At 72.5% G+C, this 23,091-nt stretch carries 24 protein-coding genes; 17 read left to right on the forward strand and 7 right to left on the reverse strand.

Translation table 11 applies throughout. The features are described 5' to 3' along the window. Nucleotides 1-91: 91 nt before the first annotated feature. The 4 genes from QN157_09105 to QN157_09120 all read right to left on the reverse strand — a co-directional run bounded on the left by QN157_09105 (nt 92) and on the right by QN157_09120 (nt 4,216). Entirely contained in the window at nt 92-715 is a 624-nt protein-coding gene (locus QN157_09105) for an exopolysaccharide biosynthesis protein (protein ID MDR7555753.1), read from the reverse strand. A gap of 24 nt (nt 716-739) precedes the next feature. Next, nucleotides 740-1,633, reverse strand: a complete 894-nt coding sequence (locus tag QN157_09110; protein ID MDR7555754.1) for an ABC transporter permease — start codon at nt 1,631-1,633, stop codon at nt 740-742. Continuing rightward, nucleotides 1,605-2,525 carry an ABC transporter permease gene (locus tag QN157_09115; protein ID MDR7555755.1) on the reverse strand — a complete coding sequence of 307 codons (921 nt, stop codon included), beginning with the start codon at nt 2,523-2,525 and terminating at the stop codon, nt 1,605-1,607. The genes QN157_09110 and QN157_09115 overlap by 29 nt, the downstream gene beginning before the upstream one ends. Nucleotides 2,526-2,620: 95 nt before the next feature. Continuing rightward, nucleotides 2,621-4,216, reverse strand: a complete 1,596-nt coding sequence (locus QN157_09120; GenBank protein MDR7555756.1) for an ABC transporter substrate-binding protein — start codon at nt 4,214-4,216, stop codon at nt 2,621-2,623. 317 nt (nt 4,217-4,533) lie between these two features. Here QN157_09120 and QN157_09125 point away from each other — a divergent pair, with 317 nt between their 5' ends. Next, the gene (locus QN157_09125; protein ID MDR7555757.1) at nt 4,534-4,950 is read left to right on the forward strand and encodes a hypothetical protein; all 417 of its coding nucleotides are present in this window, start codon (nt 4,534-4,536) and stop codon (nt 4,948-4,950) included. A 20-nt stretch (nt 4,951-4,970) separates the two neighbouring features. On the opposite strand, the gene QN157_09130 is transcribed toward QN157_09125, so the two are convergent. Both QN157_09130 and QN157_09135 read right to left on the reverse strand, forming a co-directional pair. Further along, entirely contained in the window at nt 4,971-5,402 is a 432-nt protein-coding gene (locus tag QN157_09130; GenBank protein ID MDR7555758.1) for a cupredoxin domain-containing protein, read from the reverse strand. 346 nt (nt 5,403-5,748) lie between these two features. Then, on the reverse strand, nt 5,749-6,669 hold the full coding sequence (locus QN157_09135) for a fumarylacetoacetate hydrolase family protein (protein MDR7555759.1): 921 nt from the start codon (nt 6,667-6,669) through the stop codon (nt 5,749-5,751). 275 nt (nt 6,670-6,944) lie between these two features. Between QN157_09135 and QN157_09140 the strand changes: the two genes are divergently transcribed. Then, nucleotides 6,945-7,268: a cupin domain-containing protein gene (locus QN157_09140; GenBank protein MDR7555760.1), complete on the forward strand. Its 324-nt coding sequence runs from the start codon at nt 6,945-6,947 to the stop codon at nt 7,266-7,268. Nucleotides 7,269-7,288: 20 nt separating this feature from the next. On the opposite strand, the gene QN157_09145 is transcribed toward QN157_09140, so the two are convergent. Beyond that, nucleotides 7,289-8,803 (reverse strand): FAD-dependent thymidylate synthase, encoded by a 1,515-nt coding sequence (locus QN157_09145; protein ID MDR7555761.1) that lies wholly within the window; start codon nt 8,801-8,803, stop codon nt 7,289-7,291. Nucleotides 8,804-8,967: 164 nt separating this feature from the next. Here QN157_09145 and QN157_09150 point away from each other — a divergent pair, with 164 nt between their 5' ends. The 15 genes from QN157_09150 (at nt 8,968) to nuoL (ending at nt 23,091) form a co-directional block, all read left to right on the forward strand. Then, entirely contained in the window at nt 8,968-9,573 is a 606-nt protein-coding gene (locus tag QN157_09150; protein ID MDR7555762.1) for a CoA pyrophosphatase, read from the forward strand. Between the two features lie 50 nt (nt 9,574-9,623). Further along, complete coding sequence (locus QN157_09155; GenBank protein MDR7555763.1) at nt 9,624-10,139, forward strand: magnesium-dependent phosphatase-1; 516 nt, start codon at nt 9,624-9,626, stop codon at nt 10,137-10,139. Nucleotides 10,140-10,251: 112 nt separating this feature from the next. Next, complete coding sequence (locus QN157_09160; protein MDR7555764.1) at nt 10,252-11,439, forward strand: aminotransferase class V-fold PLP-dependent enzyme; 1,188 nt, start codon at nt 10,252-10,254, stop codon at nt 11,437-11,439. A gap of 151 nt (nt 11,440-11,590) precedes the next feature. Next, on the forward strand, nt 11,591-11,947 hold the full coding sequence (gene ndhC / locus QN157_09165; GenBank protein ID MDR7555765.1) for an NADH-quinone oxidoreductase subunit A: 357 nt from the start codon (nt 11,591-11,593) through the stop codon (nt 11,945-11,947). Next, nucleotides 11,938-12,432, forward strand: a complete 495-nt coding sequence (locus tag QN157_09170; protein MDR7555766.1) for an NADH-quinone oxidoreductase subunit B family protein — start codon at nt 11,938-11,940, stop codon at nt 12,430-12,432. The genes ndhC and QN157_09170 overlap by 10 nt, the downstream gene beginning before the upstream one ends. Further along, a complete protein-coding gene (locus tag QN157_09175; protein ID MDR7555767.1) occupies nt 12,432-12,953 on the forward strand; it encodes an NADH-quinone oxidoreductase subunit C in 522 nt (173 codons plus the stop codon). Before QN157_09170 ends, QN157_09175 begins: the two co-directional genes overlap by 1 nt. Nucleotides 12,954-13,012: 59 nt before the next feature. After that, nucleotides 13,013-14,191 carry an NADH dehydrogenase (quinone) subunit D gene (nuoD, locus tag QN157_09180; protein ID MDR7555768.1) on the forward strand — a complete coding sequence of 393 codons (1,179 nt, stop codon included), beginning with the start codon at nt 13,013-13,015 and terminating at the stop codon, nt 14,189-14,191. 67 nt (nt 14,192-14,258) lie between these two features. Continuing rightward, entirely contained in the window at nt 14,259-14,765 is a 507-nt protein-coding gene (nuoE, locus tag QN157_09185; protein ID MDR7555769.1) for an NADH-quinone oxidoreductase subunit NuoE, read from the forward strand. A 9-nt stretch (nt 14,766-14,774) separates the two neighbouring features. After that, nucleotides 14,775-16,058 carry an NADH-quinone oxidoreductase subunit NuoF gene (gene nuoF / locus QN157_09190; GenBank protein ID MDR7555770.1) on the forward strand — a complete coding sequence of 428 codons (1,284 nt, stop codon included), beginning with the start codon at nt 14,775-14,777 and terminating at the stop codon, nt 16,056-16,058. Beyond that, nucleotides 16,048-18,477: an NADH-quinone oxidoreductase subunit NuoG gene (gene nuoG, locus QN157_09195; protein MDR7555771.1), complete on the forward strand. Its 2,430-nt coding sequence runs from the start codon at nt 16,048-16,050 to the stop codon at nt 18,475-18,477. Before nuoF ends, nuoG begins: the two co-directional genes overlap by 11 nt. Nucleotides 18,478-18,520: 43 nt before the next feature. Continuing rightward, nucleotides 18,521-19,507, forward strand: a complete 987-nt coding sequence (gene nuoH / locus QN157_09200; GenBank protein MDR7555772.1) for an NADH-quinone oxidoreductase subunit NuoH — start codon at nt 18,521-18,523, stop codon at nt 19,505-19,507. A 195-nt stretch (nt 19,508-19,702) separates the two neighbouring features. Then, nucleotides 19,703-20,176, forward strand: coding sequence for an NADH-quinone oxidoreductase subunit NuoI (nuoI, locus tag QN157_09205; protein ID MDR7555773.1), 474 nt, complete (start codon nt 19,703-19,705; stop codon nt 20,174-20,176). Nucleotide 20,177: 1 nt separating this feature from the next. Next, nucleotides 20,178-20,690: an NADH-quinone oxidoreductase subunit J gene (locus QN157_09210; GenBank protein ID MDR7555774.1), complete on the forward strand. Its 513-nt coding sequence runs from the start codon at nt 20,178-20,180 to the stop codon at nt 20,688-20,690. A 228-nt stretch (nt 20,691-20,918) separates the two neighbouring features. After that, the gene (gene nuoK, locus QN157_09215; protein ID MDR7555775.1) at nt 20,919-21,221 is read left to right on the forward strand and encodes an NADH-quinone oxidoreductase subunit NuoK; all 303 of its coding nucleotides are present in this window, start codon (nt 20,919-20,921) and stop codon (nt 21,219-21,221) included. A 4-nt stretch (nt 21,222-21,225) separates the two neighbouring features. Then, a complete protein-coding gene (gene nuoL / locus QN157_09220; protein MDR7555776.1) occupies nt 21,226-23,091 on the forward strand; it encodes an NADH-quinone oxidoreductase subunit L in 1,866 nt (621 codons plus the stop codon).

Raw genomic sequence — 23,091 nt, forward strand, 5'->3', positions numbered from 1 at the left:
CGGCCCCATGGCGCAGCCGGTTCGGAGGTTCCGCCGGGACACACGGCCGGAGGCTGTCGCCGGTCACCGGCCGTTGAGCGTCGGGCCTGCTCTACCAGCGGAGCAGACCCCGCAGGAATGCCAGCAAGCTGACCAGCAGGCCGACCGTCACCAGCAAGATGGCCAGCGAGGCGGCGGCCACCGCGAGCCCGGCCAGCAGGAAGAGCACGTCCCGGTTCAGCAGCGCCAGGCCCAGCAGCATCACCGCCACGGCCGGGGGCGTGTTCAGGAAGGGGAACGGTCCCAGCAGGATCAGGCCCATGAGCAGCATCGCCGCCGCCACGATGCGCACGCCGACCCGCTCGCCCGGCCAGAACCCGCGCGGCCGTGACCAGCGCTCGAGCGCCCGGATCATCGGCAGGCCGCGGTCCCGGAGGAGCTGGACCGTCCGCGGCGAGAGCACACGGTCCCGCAGGGCTGCGGGCAGCCAGGGCCGCCCGCTCCCCCGCAGCATCTGGATCGCGAACACCGCGTAGATGGGGCCGACCACCGTTGATGACCCCGGGGGCAGCACCGGGATCAGCATGGGCAGGCCCAGCACGAGCATCAACAGCCCAAAGCCCCGGTCGGCGGCTTGGTCGAGCAGGTCGCCCAGCCGCAGGGGGCGGTCACCGGCGTCGCGCAGCGCCGTCTCGAGGATCGCGGAGAGGGAGGGGATCTCGGGGTCCGTGGTCACGCGTGCGGCGGCCACCGTGCAGGATCAGGGAAGCCGCATGCGGGGATCCAGGGCATCGCGCAGGCCGTCGCCCAGCAGGTTGAACGCCAGCACCGTCAGGAAGATGGCCAGGCCCGGGAACGTGGCCATGTACCAGGACGAGAACAAGTAGGTCTGGCCCTCGCCCAGCATCGTTCCCCACTCGGGCGTGGGCGGCTTCACGCCCAGGCCGAGGAACCCCAGCCCCGCGGCCGTCAGGATGGCCGTCCCCAGCTGGAGGGTGGACTGCACGATCACCGGGGCCAGGCAGTTGGGCAGCACGTGTCGTCGCAGCACGCGCGGTGCCGAGGCCCCCAGGGCCCGCGCGGCCTCCACGTACACCTGGGTGCGGATCGACAGCGCCACCCCGCGCACCAGCCGGACGTACACCGGCGCGGTGGCCAGCCCCACGGCCACCACCACGTTGGTGACGCCGACGCCCAGCACCGCGATCAGCGTCAGCGCCAGCAGGAAGCCCGGGAAGGCCAGCATCAGGTCCACCAGCCGCTGGATTACGATGTCCACGCTGCCACCATAGTACCCGGAGACCAGGCCCACCGGCACGCCCAGGGCGGCGCTCAGGCTGACCGCCAGCACCCCGATCAGGAACGAGACCCGGGCGCCGTAGACGATGCGCACCAGCAGGTCGCGGCCCAGGTTGTCGGTGCCCAGCAGGTGCACCCGCGAGGGCGGCTGCAACACGCGCTCGAAGTTGGCCTCCGTCGGGTCCTCGGTGAAGAGCACGGGGGCCAGCAGCGAGCCGGCCAGGAAGGCCGCGAGAATCGTCAGGCCCACCACGGCGGTGCGGTGCCGGCGCAATCGGCGCCAGACGCCGGGCCGCGCCCGCACCTCCGCGGGGGCGGGCAGCCACCTAACCGTAGTGGATGCGCGGGTCGACATAGGCGTAGAGGACGTCCACGACGAGGTTCACCAGCGTGAAGAGCCCGGCGAACACGAGCACCACGCCCTGGACCACCGCGTAGTCGCGGGCCGTGATGGCGCTGACCAGCAGCCGCCCCATGCCGGGCCAGGCGAACACGGTCTCGGTGAGGATCGCGCCGCCCAGCAGCGCGCCGAACTGCAGGCCGATGACGGTGATCACCGGGATCAGGGCGTTCTTGAGGGCGTGGCGGAGGATCACCACGCGGCCGTGCAGTCCCTTGGCGCGCGCCGTGCGGATGTAGTCCTGGGTGAACACCTCCAGCAGGCTGCTGCGGGTCATGCGGGCGATGATGGCGATGGAGAACGCCGCCAGCGCCACCGTAGGCAGGACCAGGTGCGCGGGCGTCCCGTAGCCGCCGGCCGGCAGCCAGTTGAGGTAGACGGAGAAGAGTAGCATCAGCATCAGGCCCAGCCAGAAGACCGGGAGCGAGACGCCAAACAGCGCCACGGTCATCACCACGTAGTCGACCGCGGAGTACTGACGGGTGGCCGAGAGCACGCCGGCGGCCATGCCCACCAGCGTCGCCACCACGATGCTGGAGACCGCCAGCTGCACCGTGGCGGGCAGCCGGCTGCCGATCTCGCCGATGACCGGCTCGCGGGTGACGGCCGAGTACCCGAGGTCGCCCCGCAGCAGCCGGGCGAAGAACCGCGCGTACTGGACGTACAGCGGGCGGTCCAGCCCCAACTCCACCCGCAGCCGCTGCACCTCCTCCTCGGAGGCCTGCAGCCCCAAAATCAACCGCGCCGGGTCGCCGGGGATCAGCCGGATGAGGGCAAAGACGACCACCGTGACGCCAAGCAGCGTCGGGACGGCGAGCCCAAGACGACGCAGCAGGTAGAGGCCCATGGGAGATGTCCGGGCAACGCACCGGCCCGGGGCGACGCCTGCGGCGCGCCCCGGGCCAGCGTCACGTCGTGGGGACGTCGATCGTCACGTCCACGTCACTTCCACGTCACGCAGTGGTGGCTGACCGCGGGCGCCTCCGGCTCGCACAGCGCCGTCCACTTCTCGATGGGGTGGATCAGGACCCCTTCGAGGTTCTTCACGGTCACGACGTACCACTTCTGGCTCCACAGCCAGATCCACGGGGCGTCCTGCCAGATGATCTCCTGGGCTTCCTTCATGAGGGCCTTGCGCCGCTCGACGTTGGCCTCCTGGCGCTCGCGCTCCAGCAGCTGGTCGACCTTCGGGTTGTTGTAGAAGGCCGGCCCCAGGCCCCGGGGCGGGTGGCTGGAGGAGTGGAACTGGCCGTAGAGCACGCCGTCGCAGTCCAGCACCGGCCACGCCCAGCCCAGCACGATCATCTGGACCCGGGTGCGCTCCGGCGGCGTCTGGATCATGGCGACGTAGGAGGGCCAGTCCATGGTGCTGACGTTGGCCCGCACGTTGACGTTGCGCAGCTGGGCGGCGATCGCCTGGGCGAACTGGAAGTCCTGGATGTAGCGGCCCGTGGGCGAGAAGAAGTTGACCTCGAACCCGTCCTTGTACCCCGCCTCGGCCAGCAGCTGCTTGGCCTTGATGGGGTTGAAGGGCCAGCCGCCGTCCTGCACCTTGGAGTAGCCGAACATCATGGACGGGCAGGGCGAGTCCACCACGGTGCCCAGGTCGAACAGCACGCTGGCCAGGATCGCCTTCTTGTTGACGGCGTAGTTCATGGCCTGGCGGACCCGGACGTCCTTGAACGGCCCCCACTGCGTGTTCATGAGCACGGAGATCACGCGGTCGCTGGGCGCCTCGACCACCGTCACCCGGGGGTTGCGGCGCAGCCCCTTGACGTCGGGGGCCGGCGGCAGCATCGCCTGGTGGACGTCGCCCGCCAGGACCTGTGTCAGGCGGGTGCCGGCGTCGGGCACGACGCGGAAGAGGATCTCGTCGAAGATCGGCTTCTTGCCCCAGTAGTTGGGGTTGCGCTCCAGCAAGATCGAGTCACCCCGCCGCCACTCCTTGAAGACGTAGGGGCCGGTGCCCCCGCCCACCGGCGCCGCCCGCCAGCGGTCGCCGGCGCGCTGGACGGCCGCGGGCGAGAGGATGGCGAACTGGGTCGTGCTCAGGTCGGACAGGAACGTCGGGGTAACCTTGCTGAGCGTGATCCGCACCGTGTCGTCGCCGACGGCCTCGATGCTCTTGATGGGCTGCACCAGGAAGCGCAGCGCCACCGCGACCCGGGGATCCTGGAGCCGCTCGAAGGTGAACTTCACTGCCTCGGCGTTGAACGGCGTGCCGTCGTGGAAGCGCACGCCGCGCCGCAGCGTGAAGGTGTAGGTCAGGCCGTCGCGCGAGATCTGCCAGCGGGTCGCCAGCCGCGGCACGATCTCGTTCTTGACGGGGTGGAGGTCCACCAACGTCTCAAACATGTAGTCGACGACGTTGGCGATGGTGGTGGTCGTCTGCTCGGCCGGATCGAGCCGGTCGGCGTCGATTCCGATCGCCACACGCAACTGCCGGGGCACCGCCTGGGCGGTGGCCTGCACCTGCTGCAGACCCAGCAGGCCTGCCACCAGCACCAGCGCCAGCGCGACGCGCATCCCTGTCCTCACCGCGCTCCCTCCTTCCGTCGTGCCGACACGTGAAGTCTGCTCGTGCAGGATTCAGCCTGAAGACTACCACAGACGCCCACAGACTACCACGCCGGGCCCGCATTCCCTCTGAGTCCCACGAGGCGCCCGCGGTGCTCGGCGCAGGCGCTTCCCGGGCGCGGCCTGGTCTTGGACCGTCGCCCCCGGCCCGGAGATCCCGGCGATCGCAGGGCCATCACGTACCCCACCGCGAACACCGGGGGCATACGGGCGTTCGCTCCGGCCCCCGCGGCCCCGACGCCAGCAGGACCCCCGGGTGGGATGCCGAACGCCTGGTCATGGCTCCCCTGTGGTTGCGTCCGGCGGTCTGGGCGGCTGCGGTGCTGGTCGCGGTGGCGGCCGCCGTCTCCCCCTCAGGCACCGCCCGGGCGGAGGACCGGGCGACCATCGCCCGCAACCTCGCCGAGAACATCCTGGGCAAGGGGATGGTGCGCAGCAGCCGCCTGATCGAGGACGGCCGCGCCGTGGCCCTGGTGTGGGAGTCGGCGACGTTCAAGGCGACCAACAGCGTGGCCGTAACCCGAGAGCTGCTGCAGGCCGAGGTGCAGCTGGCTGTCGGCGCCATCTTCCACGTGCTGCGCGACGTCGAGGGCGTGCAGTTCGTGATCGTCCACGGGCACCGTCGCCTGTGTGCCGGCCGGGCCAGCCGCGTGCGGCCGTTGCTGATCCGCTACGCCAGGGACCTGGACGGGTAGCCCGGTCGTCCCCGGCGGGGTCAGGGTGCCGGCGCCCCGACGATCAGCATCCCCGTCTGCCCCCGCGCGGCGTGGTCGAAGAGCGTGCACAGGAACGCGTACGACCCCCGTCCGCGGACGGTGAACTCCACCTCAGCGGTCTTGCCGGCTTCCACCGACACGAACTTGCGCCCCTCGGCGATCCCTTCCAGACCGTCGCCCCGCACGACCAGCGGGATGTTGAGCAGGAAGGCCGAGGCGAAGTTGTGCGTCCGCCCGAACTGGTCGGCGTTGCGCAGCCGCAGGATCACCGTGTCGCCCTCGGTGACCCGGATCTGGTTCGGTTCGAACTTGAACGACGTCATCGTGATCTCGTAGACCTTGGGCGCGCGCGTCTGCGCCGGGGTGCGCGCCGGCGTCGCCAGCGTCACCAGCCCGGCCAGGAGCACGACGCCTGCAAGTCGGATCCCCATGGCGTCCTCCACTCCGTCAGGTAGTCTGCCCGCGCCGCGCGGCGCAGGCCAGCCGGCCCCTTTCGTAGCGTCGGCATGTATCGAACGTGTCACGCCGCCCCAACCGGTGCGGTCCGGGACCCAACACGCCCCCGCGGCCCCGGGCCGCCCGCGTTGTTGGGGTGGAGGCCGTCGCCCTGCGGCGCGGCGGGCCGCCGATGCCGGCGCCGCGCCGGGCTGCCTGGGCACGGGGGATCACCCCCTCTGCATCGGATGTGCGGGGCCGCCGCCGACCGGGTCCGGCACCTCGTCCCACCGGCACGGCGGTCTGACGGTGCGATCCCCGCGTGGTAGCCGCGTGTGCGCGCTACGGCGCCACGATGCGGTTGCGCAGCACCCCGATGCCCTCGATCTCGGCTTCCACCACGTCGCCCGGCTGCAACCACGGCGGCGGCGTGCGGCCCATGGCGACGCCCTCGGGCGTGCCGGTGGCCAGCAGGTCGCCGGGCTCGAGCGTCATGCCCGCAGAGAGCACCGAGATCAGCTGCGCCACCGAGAAGACCATGCTGCCCGTGGAGGCGTTCTGGCGTTCCTCGCCGTTGACCCGCAGCCGCAGGCGCAGGTTCTGGGGGTCGGGGATCAGCGACCGGTGGACGACGGCCGGCCCCAGCGGCGCGAACGTGTCCAGGGACTTCCCCTTGAACCACTGCAGGTGGCGGCGCTGGAGGTCGCGCGCCGTGATGTCGTTCATGATGGTGTACCCGAAGACGTAGTCCAGCGCGCGCTCGACGGGGATGTCGCGGCCCCGCCGGCCGATGACCACGGTGAGCTCGACCTCGTAGTCGAGCTGCTCGGTCACCCGGTGGTGGACGACCGGCGCGTCGGGACCCACCACGGCGGTGGGCGGCTTGGTGAAGAACACCGGCACCGTGGGCACCTCGTGCCCGCCCTCGCGGGCGTGCTCGGCGTAGTTGCGCCCCATGCAGAAGATGTTCTTGCGCGGCCGCGGGATCGGCGCGAGCAGCCGCGTGCGGGCCAGAGGCACCACGAGGCCGCGTGCGCGGCCCTCCCGCAGGAGCCGGCGGCCCAGCGCGAGGGCAGCCCGGGCCTGCGCCAGGGAGCCTCGCTCGATGAAGCTCACCAGATCGTCGGGGATCTGGTCCCCGGGGCCGCGTCCGCGTCCGGCGCGGGCGGCCTGGCGGGCCAGGGGGGCGAAGGCGAAGACGTGCTCACCGTCCAGCACCCCCAGGTGCGCCTGGCCCCGGAACTCGTACGTGACGAACCGCATGGATCACCTCGCTGACTTCCGTGGAATGACGCCTACGGGAGTTTTCGAACGGGCGGGGAAATTCCCTGGTGCGCGATGTGGGACGCGGGGCACCGCCGGTGCTCTGCCGTGTACGCGGGTGCGCCAGGTGGGATCGCGGCCGCCGCGCACCGCAGGTCCACGGTAGTCAGGTCGCGGAGGGTCGTGGACCACCGATGGAGCGCCGGCGGATGACCGACAGAGGACCTGACGAAGGGTCGGTGGAGAACACACGGAGGACCGACGGAGGACCAACGATGGACGCACAGGTGTGGGACGCCTTTCGGGTCGCCGACGCCATGGACGGCCCCGCCCAGCAGTTTCAGCGGCTGCTGGGCCGGCCCGACCTCACGGTGGGCGTGCTCCGCGTGCTACCCGGCGGCCTCGACCTGCAGGGGACGCACCAGCAGGACGAGGTGTACGCCTGCGTGGGCGGCCGCGGCCTCGTACGGCTTGGCGACCGCGACGTCCCGGTCGGACCCGGGGCGGTGATCTTCGTGCCCGCGGGCGTCCCGCATCGCTTCCACGGCAACAAGGAGCCGCTGGTGCTGGCGTACGTGCTGGTGCCGCCGGCCGGGTGAGGCGGCCCGACCGGACCGGATCAGCCCGAGGCCGATGCCGGGACCGCATGCGGCCGTGCAGCGACCTCGGCGAAGTGACGGGCCTCGAGGGCGGCCGCCGCGGGTGGAGGGTCGCCAAAGCGCAGGTGAGCGACCAGCCCCGGGTGCACCGCCCGGACGGCCTCGTAGAGCTGGAGGGCGATGCGCCGGTAGGAGAAGTGCCCGCTCTCCCGTGCCCGCAGCGGCACCACGCTGTAGAGCTCGCGCAGGTTCATGGTGGCCAGGAACCGGCGGTTGTGGGCGTTGGTGACCAGGTAGGCGGCCTCGTGCGGCAGGTCGGCGGCGAGGCGGTGGTAGGCCTCCGTGGCCTGCTCGACCGCGGCGCGGAATGCGCCCTCCAGGCCGGCCTCGACGATGGCGCGGGGCACCGCGTAGCCCAGGTCCACCGTGGGGGCCTGGGGGCTCTGGGTCATCATGCGGTGACGCTTGAGGTCGAAGTAGGCGCCCTGGTCGCAGACGATGTCGAAGGTGTAGGTGACGTGCTCGAGCTCGCGTAGCGGCGCATCGTGGCGCCGGAGCCGCCCCAGCGCCTCACAGACGATGGCTGCGCGCCCATGCGGGTCAAGCGCGGCCGCCCGCGCCCAGGCCCGGCGGTACGACGTCCGGCCGTAGCGATACAAGCATGCGGCCACGATGCGCAGTTCCGCATCCCGGTCGTAGTGCACCAGGCGAACCCCGGGCGACGCCTCGCCGTCCAGGAGGTCGGCCTCCGCCGGCTCGTCCTCGCCCCTGGCCAGGGCGGTCAGGGCCGCGGCCGTCTCGATCAGGTAGGGGCTGGGCTCGGCGTACTTGACGAGGGTGGGCACCTCGGTGCGGGCCACGGCCTTGACCTCGGCGCCGATGGCCCGGACCTCTTCGAGGGGGTGCGACAGCATCTTGGTGATGGCATGCTCGAGGGCGCGGGCGTTGGCCGTCATGCCCACGTTGGCGAGCGTGGCGCAGGGCAGGAGGAAGCGGCAGACGTCGATGTACCTGGAGCGGATCCGCGCGGCATACGCCCGGTCGGCCTCCCCCTCGTGGCGCGGGTACCACGTCTCGATGACGCGCCGCACGGGCTCGAGGCTGGCCCGGTACGTCTCGAACAGGCGCCGGCAGGTCTGCACGTAGAGCTCGGCGTGCGGGGAGGCGGCGACCGTCGGCGGGACGTAGAAGGCGTCGAAGATCTGGTAGCGGGTGGACTTCTCGGTGTACGAGCAGAGACGGTTGCTCTCCAGGCACTCGATGGCCAGGCGCGACACGTTCTCCAGCGCCAGGTGGAGGACGGCGTGCTCGGCCACCGAGCCGTGCCCGTACCCCAGCACCCACTTCTCGTGGAACTCGCTGGACGACTCCTCCGTCAGTTCCGCCGCGATCTCCCGAAAGGGCTTGGGGCTACGGGAGGTCTTGGCGAAGGCGACGGCGATGACCTCGGGGGGAAGGAGCCTGGGGCTAAGGAGGTAGATGTCGCGGCGGCGCAGCGATGGAGTACCGTCGATCGAGGCGAACTGTGGTAGCATGGCCTTCCCCCCGGGGTCGCCGCCTCATATTCCACGTCCGATCGGGTTTTCCTTCTAGATCTAGTGCGAAGAGCCAAAATTCCCTCAAGATTTTGTAGGCGGCCCCTGGCCGGGAGTCTTCTGCCCTGGCAGGAGTCCCGAGGCCAGACGGCCAACACGCAGACGTGAGCCTGCTGGCCCGACTGCGGGAGCAGCTGCGGGAGTACCGTCCGCGTGACCTGCCGCCCCATTCGTGGCGCCGGGCGGCGGTGCTCGTCCCGGTGTTCGAGCAGGACGGGGTGGCACACCTGCTCCTCACCAAGCGGACGGAGACCGTCGAGCACCACAAGGGGCAGATCTCCTTCCCCGGGGGCGGCGAGGAGCCGGGAGACGCCTCGCTCCAGGAGACCGCGCTCCGGGAGACGTACGAGGAGCTCGGGTTGGAGCCGTCGGCCGTGGAGGTGCTCGGGCGCCTGGACGAGGTCGAGACGATCGTGTCGGGGTTCGCGGTCACCCCCTTCGTGGGTGCCGTGCCGCCGCCGGATCGCCTGCGGCCCAATCCGAACGAGATCGACGAGGTCGTGACCCTGCCCCTGGCGATCTTCCAGGACCCGGGGCGGGTGCGCGCAGAGCGCGTGGTGCGTGGGGGCCGGGTGGTGGAGCTGCTCTACTACGACTGCGGCCGCTGGACCGTGTGGGGGCTCACGGCGCGGATCATCCGGAACCTGCTGGACGTGGTGGAGGGAAAGGTCCCGGAGGCGCCCGAGCCGCCCGCGGCCAACGAGCCGTGAGGGCCGCGGCCCAGCCGGGCCAGGATGACACGGGAAGGGACGGGTTCGACGTGGCAGTACGGTTGGTGATCCTCGACTGCGACCTGACGCTATGGAACCATGCCAACGTCACGGCGCTGCGGCGGCCGTTCGAGCGGGACGGCGAGGACGCGGTGCGCGATCAGGATGGCGTCCGCGTCGCGCTGTACCCGGGCGTCCGGCGGCTGCTGGACGGCCTGCGGGCGCGGCGGGTGCTGGTGGCAGCCGCGTCCTGGAACCGGCCCGAGCCGGTCGACGAGATCTTCGCGCTGCTGGGGCTGGAGTCGTACTTCGACCTCAAGAAGGTCGAGCCGCACCCCCACAAGGAGCGGCTCGTCGCCGCCCTCGTCGCCGACCTGGCCGCCCGCGGGTGCGTCCTGCGGCCGGACGAGATCCTCTACGTCGACGACCGGCGCATCCACCTCGACGCGATCCACGCCACGGTGGGGCCGGTGCGGTTCCTCCAGATGGGCCACGACATCCAGCGCCCCGACGAGGTGCTCGCGCACCTCGACGCCCTGGGCGTGGGGGCCGCACCGCAGGCCTGAAGGCGCCGCGGCCGTTCGCGCCTCTACCACGATCGCCGCACGGGGCACAGAGCACCGCCGACGCGGCGCGCCATGCGCACCTCCGTGCCCCCCGCGGTATACTGGGACCGGTATGAGGGTGACATCGTCGATCCCCCCGCGGCCCTACGTGGGGCGCTACCTCGACTACGCGGCTACGACGCCAGTCGACCCGCGCGTGGTGGACGCCATGCAGCCCTACTTCAGCCAGCACTTTGGCAACGCCGGCAGCGTCCACCAGTTCGGTCAGGCCGCGCGCGCGGCGGTCGACGAGGCCCGGGCGGCGGTCGCCCGGCTGATCGGTGCCGAGCCAGCGGAGATCGTCTTCACCTCGGGCGCGACCGAGGCGAACACCACCGCCCTCCTGGGCGCGGTCTGGGCCAGCCCGCACGCGACGCCGCACGTCATTACCGCCGCCACCGAGCACCACGCGGTGCTGGAACCGTGCCGCTGGCTGGCCGAGCGGGGTATCGCAGTTACGATCCTGCCCGTGGACGGGCAGGGCCTGGTGGACCCGGACGACGTGCGGCGAGCCCTGCGGCCCCACACGGTGCTGATCAGCATCATGCACGGCAACAACGAGATCGGCACCCTGGGGCCGGTGGCCGAGGTGGCGGCCATCGCCCGCGACGCCGGGGTGCTGTTCCACACCGACGCCACCCAGAGCGCGGGCATCGTACCGATCGACGTCCGGGCCCTCGGGGTCGACCTGCTCTCGCTATCGGCCCACAAGCGCTACGGCCCCAAGGGCATCGGCGCCCTGTACGTCCGCCGCGGCGTGACCCTGGCGCCGCTGCTCCGCGGGGGCAGCCAGGAGCGCGGCCGCCGGGCTGGCACCGAGAACACGCCCGCCATCGTGGGGTTCGGCGTGGCGGCCGCCCTCGCGCAGGCCGCCATGGCGGAGGAGGCGGCGCGCATCGCGGCGTTGCGCGACCGGCTGGCCGCGGGGCTCGCCGCCCTGCCGGGCGCGCGGCTCAATGGCCATCCCACCCGACGGCTGCCGGGCATCGTCAACGTCTCGTTCGCCGATGCCGACAGCGAGTCGCTGTTGCTGGCGCTCGATCTGGAGGGGATCGCCGCCTCGTCGGGCTCGGCGTGCACCTCGGGCAGGCTGGAGCCCTCCCACGTGATCGCGGCCCTGGGCGTGCCCCCAGCCCATGCGGCCGGCACGGTGCGGTTCTCGCTGGGCCGCTGGAGCACCGAGGACGACGTCGACGCCGTGCTGGACGTGCTCCCGCGGATTCTGGCATCGGTGCGGGCCGTGACCGCGCGCCCCCGGTGAGCCGCCGCGCCCCGCGGTGCGGCGTGCGACGCCCGTGGGCAGCGGGTGCGCGGGCCTGCTGCGGCGTCCGCGTGTTGACGCTCTTCTGCAACTCTGCGATGATGGGGACTGGCCTGCCGCGCGGGCGGGACGGGGCGTTCTGCCGATGACGGTGCTGGTCGACTACCTCCCCATTCTCGTGCACCTCGTGCTGGCCGTCGGGCTGACGGCGGCCCTGCTTGGGGCCCACGCGCTGCTGGGCGGCCGCCGCCCGACGCCGGCGAAGGTCGAGCCCTACGAGTCGGGGATGTGGGCGATCGGGACCGCGCGGGAGCGCGTGCCCATCCGGTACTACCTGATCGCGATGCTGTTCATCCTGTTCGACCTGGAGATCGTCTTCCTGTTCCCCTGGGCCGTGGTTTTCCGCCGGCTGGGCGTCTTCGGCTTGGTGGAGATGCTGGTGTTCGTCGGCGTGCTGGGCCTGGGGCTCCTCTACGCCTGGAAGCGGCAGGCGCTGGAATGGCAGTGACCACCGTCGAGCCCGCCGAGGTCCGCGAGGTCGAGCGGCGCGTGTTGACCACCACCGTGGAGAAGATGGTGGCGTGGGCGCGCTCGGGCAGCATCTGGCCAGCGCAGTTCGGCCTGGCGTGCTGCGCCATCGAGATGATGGCCAGCGCCGGGGCGCGCTTCGACATCGCGCGCTTCGGCAGCGAGCTGTTCCGCGCCTCGCCCCGCCAGGCCGACCTGCTGATCGTCTCGGGCCGCGTCTCCCAGAAGATGGCGCCTGTGCTGCGTCACATCTACGACCAGATGCTGGAACCCAAGTGGGTCATCGCCATGGGCGACTGCGCCTCGTGCGGCGGGGTGTTCAACAACTACGCGCTGGTCCAGGGGGTCGACAAGATCGTGCCGGTCGACGTCTACGTGGCCGGGTGCCCGCCGCGACCCGAGGCGCTGCTCTACGGCGTGTTGAAGCTCCGGGAGAAGATCGCCGCCGGCGGAGGCCGTCGCTGATGGACGCCGGGGCGCTGGCGGCCCGGGTGCAGGCGCACCTGGGAGGCGAGCTGGAGCGCGTCGAGTTCCGCGGGGAGGTCACGGTGGTCGTGCCGGCCGACCGCGTGCTGGACGCGCTCGAGGCGGTGCGAACCGCACCCGGCGGTCCGTGGATGCTCACGGATCTCACGGCGGTGGACCGCCATCCGGCCGAGCCGCGGTTCGAGGTGGTCTACCTGCTGGCCGGGCTGCAGCCGCCGGTGCGGTTGCGCCTCAAGGCGCGGCTGCCGGGCGCCCGGCCGGTGATCGCCAGCGCCACCGGGCTGTGGCCCGGCGCCAACTGGCTGGAACGCGAGGTCTACGACCTGTTCGGGATCCGCTTCGAGGGCCACCCGCACCTGACGCGGATCCTGTTGCCGGACGACTGGGAGGGACACCCGCTGCGCAAGGACTACCCGCTGACCGAGGAGCCGGTGCAGTTCATCGGGCACGTCCCCAAGGTCCCCAGCGCGATCATTCCCACGTCGCCGCCGCGGCCCTAGCCGCGGACGCGTCCCGGCACCCGCAGGACGGGCGCGGGCGCGCGGGCGGGTGAGCGAGCATGACAACGCGCCAGACCGAGACGCTGACCATCAACGTGGGACCGCAGCACCCCGCCACCCACGGGGTGTTGCGGGTGGTGCTGGACCTCGAGGGCGAGGTGATCGTCGGCTGCCGGCCGGTGATCGGCTACCTCCACACCGGCTTCGAGAAGACCATGGAGCACCGCACCTACCATCAGAACATCGTCTTCCCGGCGCGCATCGAGTACCTCGCCACCTTCATCGAGGAGTGCGCCTACGTGCTGGCCGTGGAGAAGCTGATGGGGATCACGCCGCCGGAGCGGGCGCAGGTGGCCCGGGTGATCCTCATGGAGCTCTCGCGCATCGCCAGCCACCTGGTCTGGCTGGGCACCAGCGTGCTGGAACTCAACGTCACCAGCGGGTTCTTCTACTGCTTCCAGGCCCGTGAGCCGATCCTCGACCTGTTCGAGATGGTCTCCGGCCAGCGCATGATGCACGGCTACATCCGCATCGGCGGGCTGGCCTGGGACCTGCCCGAGGGCTTCGTCCCGCGGGTCCGGCAGGTGATGGAGCACCTGCCCCGCCAGCTGGACGACCTGGAGGCCATGCTCACCGACAACCTGATCTGGCGGCGGCGCACCGAGGGCGTGGGGGTGCTGTCGGCGGCCGACGCGCTCCGCTTGGGGTGCACGGGCCCGCTGCTGCGCGGCTCGGGCGTCGCCTACGACGTGCGCAAAGCGTTTCCGTACAGCGGCTACGAGCAGTACGCGTTCGACGTCCCGGTGGGCACCGCCGGCGACTCGTTCGAGCGGTACCGGCTGCGCATGGAGGAGATGCGTCAGGCGCGCCGCATCGTCCTCCAGGCCCTCGAGCGGCTGCCCGGGGGCCCGTGGATCGTCGACGACCGCAAGGTGGCCCTGCCCCCGCGGTCGGAGCTCGTCCGCAGCATGGAGGCGGTGATCCACCAGTTCAAACTGGTGAGCGAGGGCCTGCACCCGCCGGCGGGCGAGGTGTACCACGCGGTGGAGTCCCCGCGCGGCGAGAAAGGGTACTATCTGGTGAGCGACGGTAGCAACCGGCCGGTGCGGGTCCGGGTGCGCTCGGCGTCGTTCAACAACCTCCAGGCGCTGCCCGTCATGCTCCAGGGACACACCATGGCCGACGTCGTGGTGGTGATCGCCACCATCGATCCCGTCCTGGGGGACGTGGACCGATGAGCGGCGCCCCGCAGGCCCAGGCGGCATGCGGCCGCGCGGCAGGGACGTCGGCGAGGATGCGATGCCGGTGAGCGTCCCACCTGCGGCTGCCGCCCGCGCCGACCGGCGACCGCTCAGCGAAGCCGCCCGCCAGGAGATCCGGCAGCTGGCGGCCCGGTACGAGCACCGGCAGTCGGCGCTGCTGCCGGCGCTCTTCGTGGCCCAGGCGGAGTACGGGTGGCTGCCGCCCGAGGCACTGGAGGGCGTGGCGCAGACGCTGGACCTGCCGCTGGCCGAGGTCGTGTCGGTGGCGTCGTTCTACCACCTCTTCTACCTCGCGCCCGTCGGCCGGCACGTCGTCCAGGTGTGCACCAACGTCTCGTGCATGCTGGCAGGGTGCGGGGCGGTGGTGGCGCGCCTGCGCGAGCGGCTGGGCGTGGGCCCCGGGAGCACCACGCCCGACGGGCGGTTCACGTGGCGGACGGCGGAGTGCCTCGCCGCCTGCGACGAGGCGCCGGTGGTGCTCGTGGACGAGGACCGCTGGCCGCGTGTGCAGCCCGAGGCCGTGGACGACCTGCTGGCGCGCTACCCGTGAGGCGTCCCGATGCCTGAGTCCATCCTGTTGAAGTGGACGCGCGACGGCGGGGTGCACGACCTGACGGCCTACTGCCGGGCCGGCGGGTACGCGGCGGCCCGGCGCGTGGCCACGGGCGAGCTGCCGCCGGAGTCGGTGATCGACCTGCTGGTGCAGTCGGGGCTGCGGGGCAAGGGCGGGGCAGGCTTCCCCACGGGCCAGAAGTGGAAGTTCATCCCCCGCAGCGCCCCGATCAAGTACGTGGTGGTGAACGCCGACGAGGGCGAGCCCGGCACCTTCAAGGACCGGACGCTCCTGGAAGGCTGCCCGCACCTGCTGATCGAGGGCATCATCATCGCTGCGGTGACCGTGGGGGCCCGCAAGGCGTACGTCTACCTGCGCCGGGAGTTCCACCGGGCGCGCCGGCTGCTGGAGCAGGCGGTGGCCCAGGCCCGGGCCGCGGGCTTCGTCGGCGAGCGCATCTTCGGGGGCGAGCACACCGTGGAGATCGTGGTGCACACCGGCGCCGGTGCCTACATCGCCGGGGAGGAGTCGGCGCTGCTCGAGTCGCTGGAGGGCCGCCGCGCGCTGCCGCGGCTGCGCCCGCCGTTCCCGGCGCAGGCCGGGCTCTACCAGCAGCCGACGCTGGTGAACAACGTGGAGACCCTCTGTCACGTGCCCGCGATCCTCACGCTGGGCCCCGAGCGCTACCGCGAGCTGGGCCCGCCCGCGCTGTTCTCCATCAGCGGCCACGTGACCCGCCCCGGGGTCTACGAGCTGCCGCTGGGTACGCCGCTGCGCGCGATGATCTTCGAGCACGCCGGCGGCCTGCGGCCCGGCCGTCGCGTCCAGGCGGTGTTTCCGGGCGGCTCGTCGTCGATGCTGCTGACCGCCGACCAGCTGGACGTGCCCATGGACTACGACAGCCTGCGCGCGGTGGGCTCGATGCTGGGGTCGGCGGCGGTGATCGTCATCGACGACTCCGCCGACATCGTCGAGGTCATCGCCCGCGTCGTCGAGTTCTACCGCGACGAGTCCTGCGGCAAGTGCACGCCCTGCCGCGAGGGCACCGTGTGGATCACCCAGGTGTTCGACCGCCTGCTGGGCGGCCGGGGCCGCCCCGCAGACCTGGACCTCCTGGAGGGGATCGCCCGGGGCATGACCGGCACGTGTTTCTGCCCCCTGGGCGAGAGCGTGCCGCCGAGCCTGGTGGCGTCGCTACGCCACTTCCGCCATGCCTACGAGCGCCACATCGCGCGGGCCGGCGCCGGGGTCGCGGCACCGCCCGCTGCAGGAGCTGCCCATGGCCACTAGCCCGCCCGAGACCGTGACCCTCACCATCGACGGGCGGACCGTCACCGTGCCCAAGGGCACCACCGTCTACCAGGCGGCGCGCGCCGCGGGGATCGAGATCCCCATCTTCTGCTATCACGACCGGATGCCCCCGCTGGGGGCCTGCCGCATGTGCCTGGTGAAGGTCGAGAAGATGCCCAAGTTGCAGACCTCGTGCACGCTGCCCGCGGCCGAGGGCATGGTGGTGGACACCCGCGCGCCGGAGGTGCGGGCCGGGCAGGAGGCCATCCTGGAGTTCCTCCTGATCAACCACCCGCTGGACTGCCCCGTCTGCGACAAGGGCGGCGAGTGCCCGCTGCAGGATCAGACGCTGCGGTGGGGGCCCGGCCGCAGCCGCTTCGTGGAGGCCAAGCGCGACTTCGCCAAGCCGGTGGCGCTGGGGCCCGTGCTCGTGCTGGACCGCGAGCGGTGCATCCTGTGCTGGCGGTGCGTCCGGTTCGGCGAACTGGTCGCCGGCGACCACGCCCTGAAGGGCTTCGCCCGCGGGTTCTCCAGCGAGATCAACACCCCGTTCGCGCTCCCGGTCGAGTCCAAGTTCATCGGGAACACCATCGCCATCTGTCCCGTCGGCGCCCTGACCAGCCGGACCTACCGCTTTCGGGCCCGGCCATGGGACAACCGGCCGGTGGCGTCCACCTGCACGCACTGCGGGCTGGGCTGCGCGATCTGGCTGGACGTGCGGGGCGACGAGGTGGTGCGCACCCGCGCCCGCGAGCTGGCAGCGATCAACGACATCTGGCTGTGCGACCTGGGCTTCTTCGGCCACGACTACGTGGGCGCTCCCGACCGGCTGCGCGCGCCGCTCGTGCGGCGCCACGGGCGGCTCGAGGAGGCCACCTGGGATGAGGCCCTGGACCTGGTGAGCGCTCGCCTGGCCGACGCCCGCGCCCGCGCGCCCGGGCGCGTGGCGTTCCTGGGCGGCCGGCGCCTGGCCAACGAGGACGTCGTGCTGGCCGCGGCGCTCTTCCGCGAGGTCGTGGGGACCCCGCACCTCGACCACCGCACCGACGTGCCCGCGGGCAGCCCCAGCCTGGAGGTCGCCTGGGGCCTGCGGGCGCCGATCGACGAGATCGCGCGCGGCGACGTGTTCGTGCTGGTCGGCTGCGACCTCACCGAGGAGTACCCGGTGCTGTGGCTGCGCCTGAAGCCGGCGATCGACCGCGGCGCGCGGCTCGTCGTGGTGCACGCCCGGCGGCCCGAGATCGCCCGCTGGGCCCAGTGGACGATCGTGCGTCCCTACGACCGCCTCGCCCAGGCGGTCATGGAGCTGCGCGCGGCCACGTCCGCTGCCCGGGACGGCCGCGCGACCGCGCTGGCCGCGACGCTCGACCGCGACGCCACGGCGATCGCCGCCGCCGGCAGCGCGGTGGCCGCCGGTGGGCGCGTGCACGTCTTCCTGGGCCGCCTTGCCCTCGACGGACCGTCGGGCCGGCCGATCCTGCGCGCTGCGGCCGATCTGGCGGCGCGGGTCGGCGGCGTGGTGCACGTGCTGCGCGGCCGCGGCAACGACATCGGCGCGCAGCGCCTGGGGCTGCTGCCCGGTGACGGCGGCTGGACCGCCCCGGAGATCCTGCAGCGCGCGGGAGCGGGCGAGGTGGACGTGCTGTACGTCGCCGGCGCCGATCCCGCCACCGATGCCGCCGATGCCACCGCCTGGACGTCGGCCCGTGCCGGCGCGCGCTTCGTGGTGGTGCACGACGCGTTCCTCTCGCCGACCGCCGAGACCGCCGACGTGGTGCTGCCGGCGCTGGTGCTCCCAGAACGCGACGGCACGGTGATGAACCTGGAAGGACGGGTGCTGTCGCTGCGGGCCGCCGTGGTCGGACCCGGGCAGGCGCGGGCGGACGCCGAGATCTTCGCCCGGCTGGCCGAGCGCCTGGGCGCCGTGCTGGCGCCCGCCGTGCCCGACGAGTTGCTGGCGCGGATGCGCCGGCTGGTGCCCGGGCTTGCACTGGACGCCGTGGCCCCGATCGAGCCGGTGCGGATGCCTCCGCCCCTGCCCGCTGGCGAGCCCACCGGCACCGGTCCCGGCGGCGACGGGTGGCTCGTGCTTCCCGTCGACGCGCTGTTCACCCGGGGCACGATGACCGGCCGCTGCCCGGGTATCGCCGGGCTGGCCGGGCCCCCGCGGTGTGTCGTCCATCCCGACGACGCGGTCCGCCTGGGGCTGGTCGACGGCGCGCTGGTGGAAGTGGCCACGGACGCGGGTGCGGTGGTGTTGCAGGCGCGGATCAGCGACGAGACGCCGTCCGGGCAGGTCCTGGTGCCACGGCGGGCCGAAGGCACGCCCGTGGGTCGGCTCGTGCGCTGGCCCCAGATCGCCGCCCGGGGCACGGTGCGGGTGCTGCTGCCGGCCGCCGCCGCAGGAGGCGGCACATGACCCCGCCTGCCCTGCGGTCCGCGTCGGGACGCGGGAGGCGGCCGTGACGGGCGCGGTCGCAGCCGCGGCAGCCAAGAGCGTGGTGCTGCTGGCGTTGCTGCTCACCGCCTGCGCCTACATGACGCTGCTCGAGCGCCGCCTGCTGGCGAAGTTCCAGCTGCGCTACGGGCCCAACCGGGTCGGTCCCTTCGGCCTGCTCCAGCCCCTGGCCGACGGGATCAAGCTGCTCTTCAAGGAGAGCTTCGTCCCGGCCCGGGCCGACGTGCTGGTGTACTGGGCGGCGCCGGCGATCTCGATGACCGCCGCGCTGTTCGTGTACGCGGTGCTGCCGCTGGGGCCCGAGATCACGGTGGCCGGGCAGCGGATTCCCCTCTACCTGGCCGACGTGAACGTGGGCATCCTGCTGGTGCTGGCCGCGTCCTCGATCGGCGTCTACGGCATCATCCTGGGCGGCTGGGCGGCCGACAACAAGTACGCGCTGCTGGGCAGCCTGCGCTCCAGCGCGCAGCTCATCAGCTACGAGCTGGCCATCGGGCTCGCGGTGGTGTCGGTGGTCCTGACCGCCGGCACGCTCAGCCTGGTGGAGATCGTGGAGGCCCAGGCACGGACGTGGTTCGTGGTGCTGCAACCGGTGGGGTTCCTGCTCTTCCTCGTCGGCGCCGTGGCCGAGACCAACCGCGCGCCGTTCGACCTCCCCGAGGCCGAGCAGGAGCTCATCGCCGGGTTCCAGACCGAGTACGGTGGCTTCAAGTTCGCGATGTTCTACATCGGCGAGTACGTCGGCATCGTCACCATGAGCCTGCTGGCCACGACCCTCTTCTTCGGCGGGTGGCACGGGCCGCTGCTGCCCGGGCCGGTGTGGGTCGCCCTGAAGACCTTGCTGTTCGCGGCGTTCTTCATCTGGCTGCGGGCGGCGGTGCCGCGCGTGCGGCACGACCAGCTGATGGCGCTGGGGTGGAAGGTCCTGGTGCCCGTGGGGCTGATCAACGTGGTGGTCACGGCGACGCTCGTGGCGCTGCGCGGAGGCTAGGCCGCTGGCGGGGCAGTGGTCGGTGCGCAGCGGGGAAGAGGCCGCAGGCATCGCCTCCACGGTCGGGGGGATCTGGTCCGTGGCCTGGGGGATCCTGCCCGGGGCCGGGGGAATCCTGCGCCCGGCCGGGCAGGGCCTGGCGCGCGGCGGAGGATCCCGACCCTGGATGGCGCAGTGCGCGGTGGGGTGAGTGCGATGGGGCGGCTGTGGCAGCAGACGGCGGCGCTGGTGCGTGGCTTGCTGGTGGTGGGCCGCTACGCGCTGCGACGCCCCGTCACGACGCAGTACCCCGACGAGAAGACGCGGGTGGAGGCGCGCTTCAAGGGCCGCCACTGGCTGACCCGCTACGCCGATGGGCTGGAGCGCTGCGTGGGGTGCGAGCTGTGCGTGATCGTCTGCCCTTCGCAGGCGATCTACGTGAAGGCCGCGGAGAACACCCCGGAGCACCAGGTGAGCAAGGGCGAGCGCTACGCCGAGGAGTTCCAGATCAACATGCTGCGCTGCATCTTCTGCGGGTTCTGCGAGGAAGCCTGTCCGACGGGGGCCATCGTCCTGGGCCACGAGTACGAGCTGGCCGCCTACAGTCGGGAGGCGATGATCTACACCAAGCCCATGCTCACCGAGCCCTACCCCGGGGCGTCGGGACGCGACCCGCGGAGGGAGGTCTAGCGTGGAGTGGGCGGTCTTCCTGGTGGCCGCGGCCCTGGCGCTGGCCGGCGCGGTCGGGGTCGTCGCCGCCCGGGCGCCGGTGCACAGCGCCCTGGCCCTGCTGGTGGTGCTGGCCGCGCTGGCCGTGACGTACCTGCTGCTGGCCGCCCAGTTCATCGCCGTGCTCCAGGTCATCGTCTACGCCGGCGCCATCGTCGTGCTGTTCCTGTTCGTGATCATGCTGCTGCACGCGCACTCGGGCGAGGGACCCACCGAGAAGTTGCCGCGCCAGCGCCGCGCGGCTGCGCTGCTCGCCGCGCTCTACCTGGTGGTGCTCCTGGGGGGGGTGCTGGCGGCGGCCGGTCCGTTCGGACCGCTGCCCGCGGGGTTCGGCACGGCCCAGCAGGTCGGCGAGGCGCTGTTCCTCACCTACCTGCTGCCCTTCGAACTGGCCTCGGTGCTCCTGCTGGTGGGCATCGTGGCCGCGGTGGTCCTCGGCCGGCGTCCCGAGGGCCCGTCGGGCGGGACAGGGTGAGCCGGGTGCACGCGGACATGGGCATCGGGAACGGCGAGACGGCGAGCACGGGCGGGCCAGGCGCGCCCGCGGCGTGCGGTGCGGGCGTGCGAGGGCCGGGGAGGGCCGTGGCCCGTGCCCAAGCGGTGCGGATGCGGAGGCACCCGCGTGACGCTCGGGGACCCGGGCGAGAGGCGGTCGGTGTCGATGCCCGCACCGGGCGGCGCGCCGGCGGGGTAGGGGACTGAGATGGTGCCGGCTGGCGCCTACCTGACGCTGAGTGCCGCGCTCTTCGTGCTGGGGGCCGCGGGCGTCCTCGTGCGCCGCAACGCCCTCATCGTCTTCATGAGCGTCGAGGTCATGCTGAACGCCGTCAACCTGGCGTTCGTGACCTTCGCGCGCCAGCACGGCGCGCCCGATGGGCAGGTGGTCGTCTTCTTCGTGCTGGTGGTGGCCGCCGTCGAGGTGGTCGTGGGGCTGGCGTTGATCGTGAACATCTTCCGTGCCCGCGCCACCGTCGACATCGATGACGTGGACCTGTTGCGCGGGTAGGCCCGTGGACGTCGCGCTGCTGATTCCCCTGTTCCCGCTGGCCGGGTGGGTGGTCAACGGCCTGGTCGGCGCCCGGCTGCCGAAGGCGGCGAGCGGCGGCCTGGCGTGCGCGGCGGTGGCCGCGGCGTTTGTCGCCGCCGTGCAGGCGTGGGGCGCGCTGCCGGCGGCCGGCGAGGGCGCAGCGGTGGCCGTGGCGCTGCCGCTGTACCGGTGGGTGGGGGCCGGCGAGCTGTGGGTGGACGCCAGCCTGCTGGTCGATCGGCTCTCGCTGGTAATGGCGCTGGTGGTGAGCGGGGTCGGCTTCCTGATCCACGTCTACTCGCTGGGCTACATGGCCGCCGACCCGCACCTGGCGCGCTACTTCGCCTACCTGAACCTGTTCACCGGCGCCATGCTCCTGCTGGTGCTGGCCGGCAACCTCCTGGTGCTGTTCGTGGGGTGGGAGCTGGTCGGCGTGTGCTCGTACCTGCTGATCGGCTTCTGGTTCACCCGGCCGGCCGCGGCGGCTGCCGGGCGCAAGGCGTTCGTGGTGAACCGCATCGGCGACGCGGCGTTCCTGCTGGGCCTGTTCCTGGTGTTCGCCACCTTGGGCACGCTGGACATGCTGGCGATCCGCGAGCGGGCCCTCGAGCTGCCCGCAGGGGTGCGGACCGCGGCGGCGCTGCTGCTGTTCGCGGGCGCCACCGGCAAGTCGGCCCAGCTCCCCCTGCACGTGTGGCTCCCTGATGCCATGGAAGGCCCCACGCCGGTCTCGGCGCTGATCCATGCCGCCACCATGGTCACCGCCGGCGTGTTCCTCGTCGCCCGGCTCGACCGGCTGTTCCTGACCGCGCCCGGGGTGCTGCCGATCGTGGGCATGGTCGGCGCCCTCACCGCGTTCTACGCCGCGACCGTGGCCCTGCGCGAGCACGACCTCAAGCGGGTGCTGGCCTACTCCACCATCAGCCAGCTGGGCTACATGTTCCTGGCCATGGGCGCGCTGGCGCCTGCTGCCGGCATCTTCCACCTGGTGACCCACGCCTTCTTCAAGGCGCTGCTCTTCCTGGCCGCCGGCAGCGTCATGCACGCGATGCACGACGTCGTCGACATGCGCCGGCTGGGCGGGCTGGCGCGCCCCCTGCGCTTCACCGCCGCGGGCTTCGCCACCGGCGCGCTGGCGCTGGCGGGCGTGCCGCCGTTCGCGGGCTTCTTCAGCAAGGACCTGATCCTGGAGCACGCGTTCACCGTGGGGCAGACCACCGGGAACTACGCGCCCTACCTGCTGGGGCTGGTGACCGCGTTCGTGACCGCCGTGTACGTGACCCGCGCGTGGATGCTGGTGTTCACCGGCGCACCGGCCGACCCGGACGCGCACCCGCACGAGGCCCCGCCGGTGATGCGGTGGCCGATGGGCGTGTTGGCCGTGCTGTCGGTGGTCGGCGGCGTGCTGGGCGCGCGGGTCGCTGGCGCGCCGCTGCTGCGGGCCCTGGAGCCGGTGCTGCAGGTGCCTGCTGTGGAGGCCCACCCGCCCGCCGGGGTGCTGGCGGCGGTCTCGGTGGCCGTGGCGGCAGCCGGGCTGCTCGTGGGAAGCCGCACCTACCGGGGCCGGCGCGACCCGTCGCTGGGGACGCTGGGGGCGGCGCTGGAGGCCCGGTGGTACGTCGATGCGCTCTACGACCGGATGGTGGTGCGCCCCGGGCATGCCCTGGCGCGGTTCCTGGCCGGCCCGGTGGACCTGGGCGTGATCGACGCCGCGGTCAACGCCGTCGGCCGGACGTGCGCGCGCCTGGGTGGGGCGGCGCGCGCGCTGCAGACGGGCTACGCGCGCCAGTACGCGCTGGCGGTGTTGGTCGGCACCCTCGTGCTCCTGGGCGCCTGGATGCTGCGGTAG

The sequence above is a fragment of the Armatimonadota bacterium genome (assembly GCA_031459855.1).
Classification (GTDB): Bacteria; Sysuimicrobiota; Sysuimicrobiia; order Sysuimicrobiales; family Humicultoraceae; genus Fervidifonticultor; species Fervidifonticultor primus.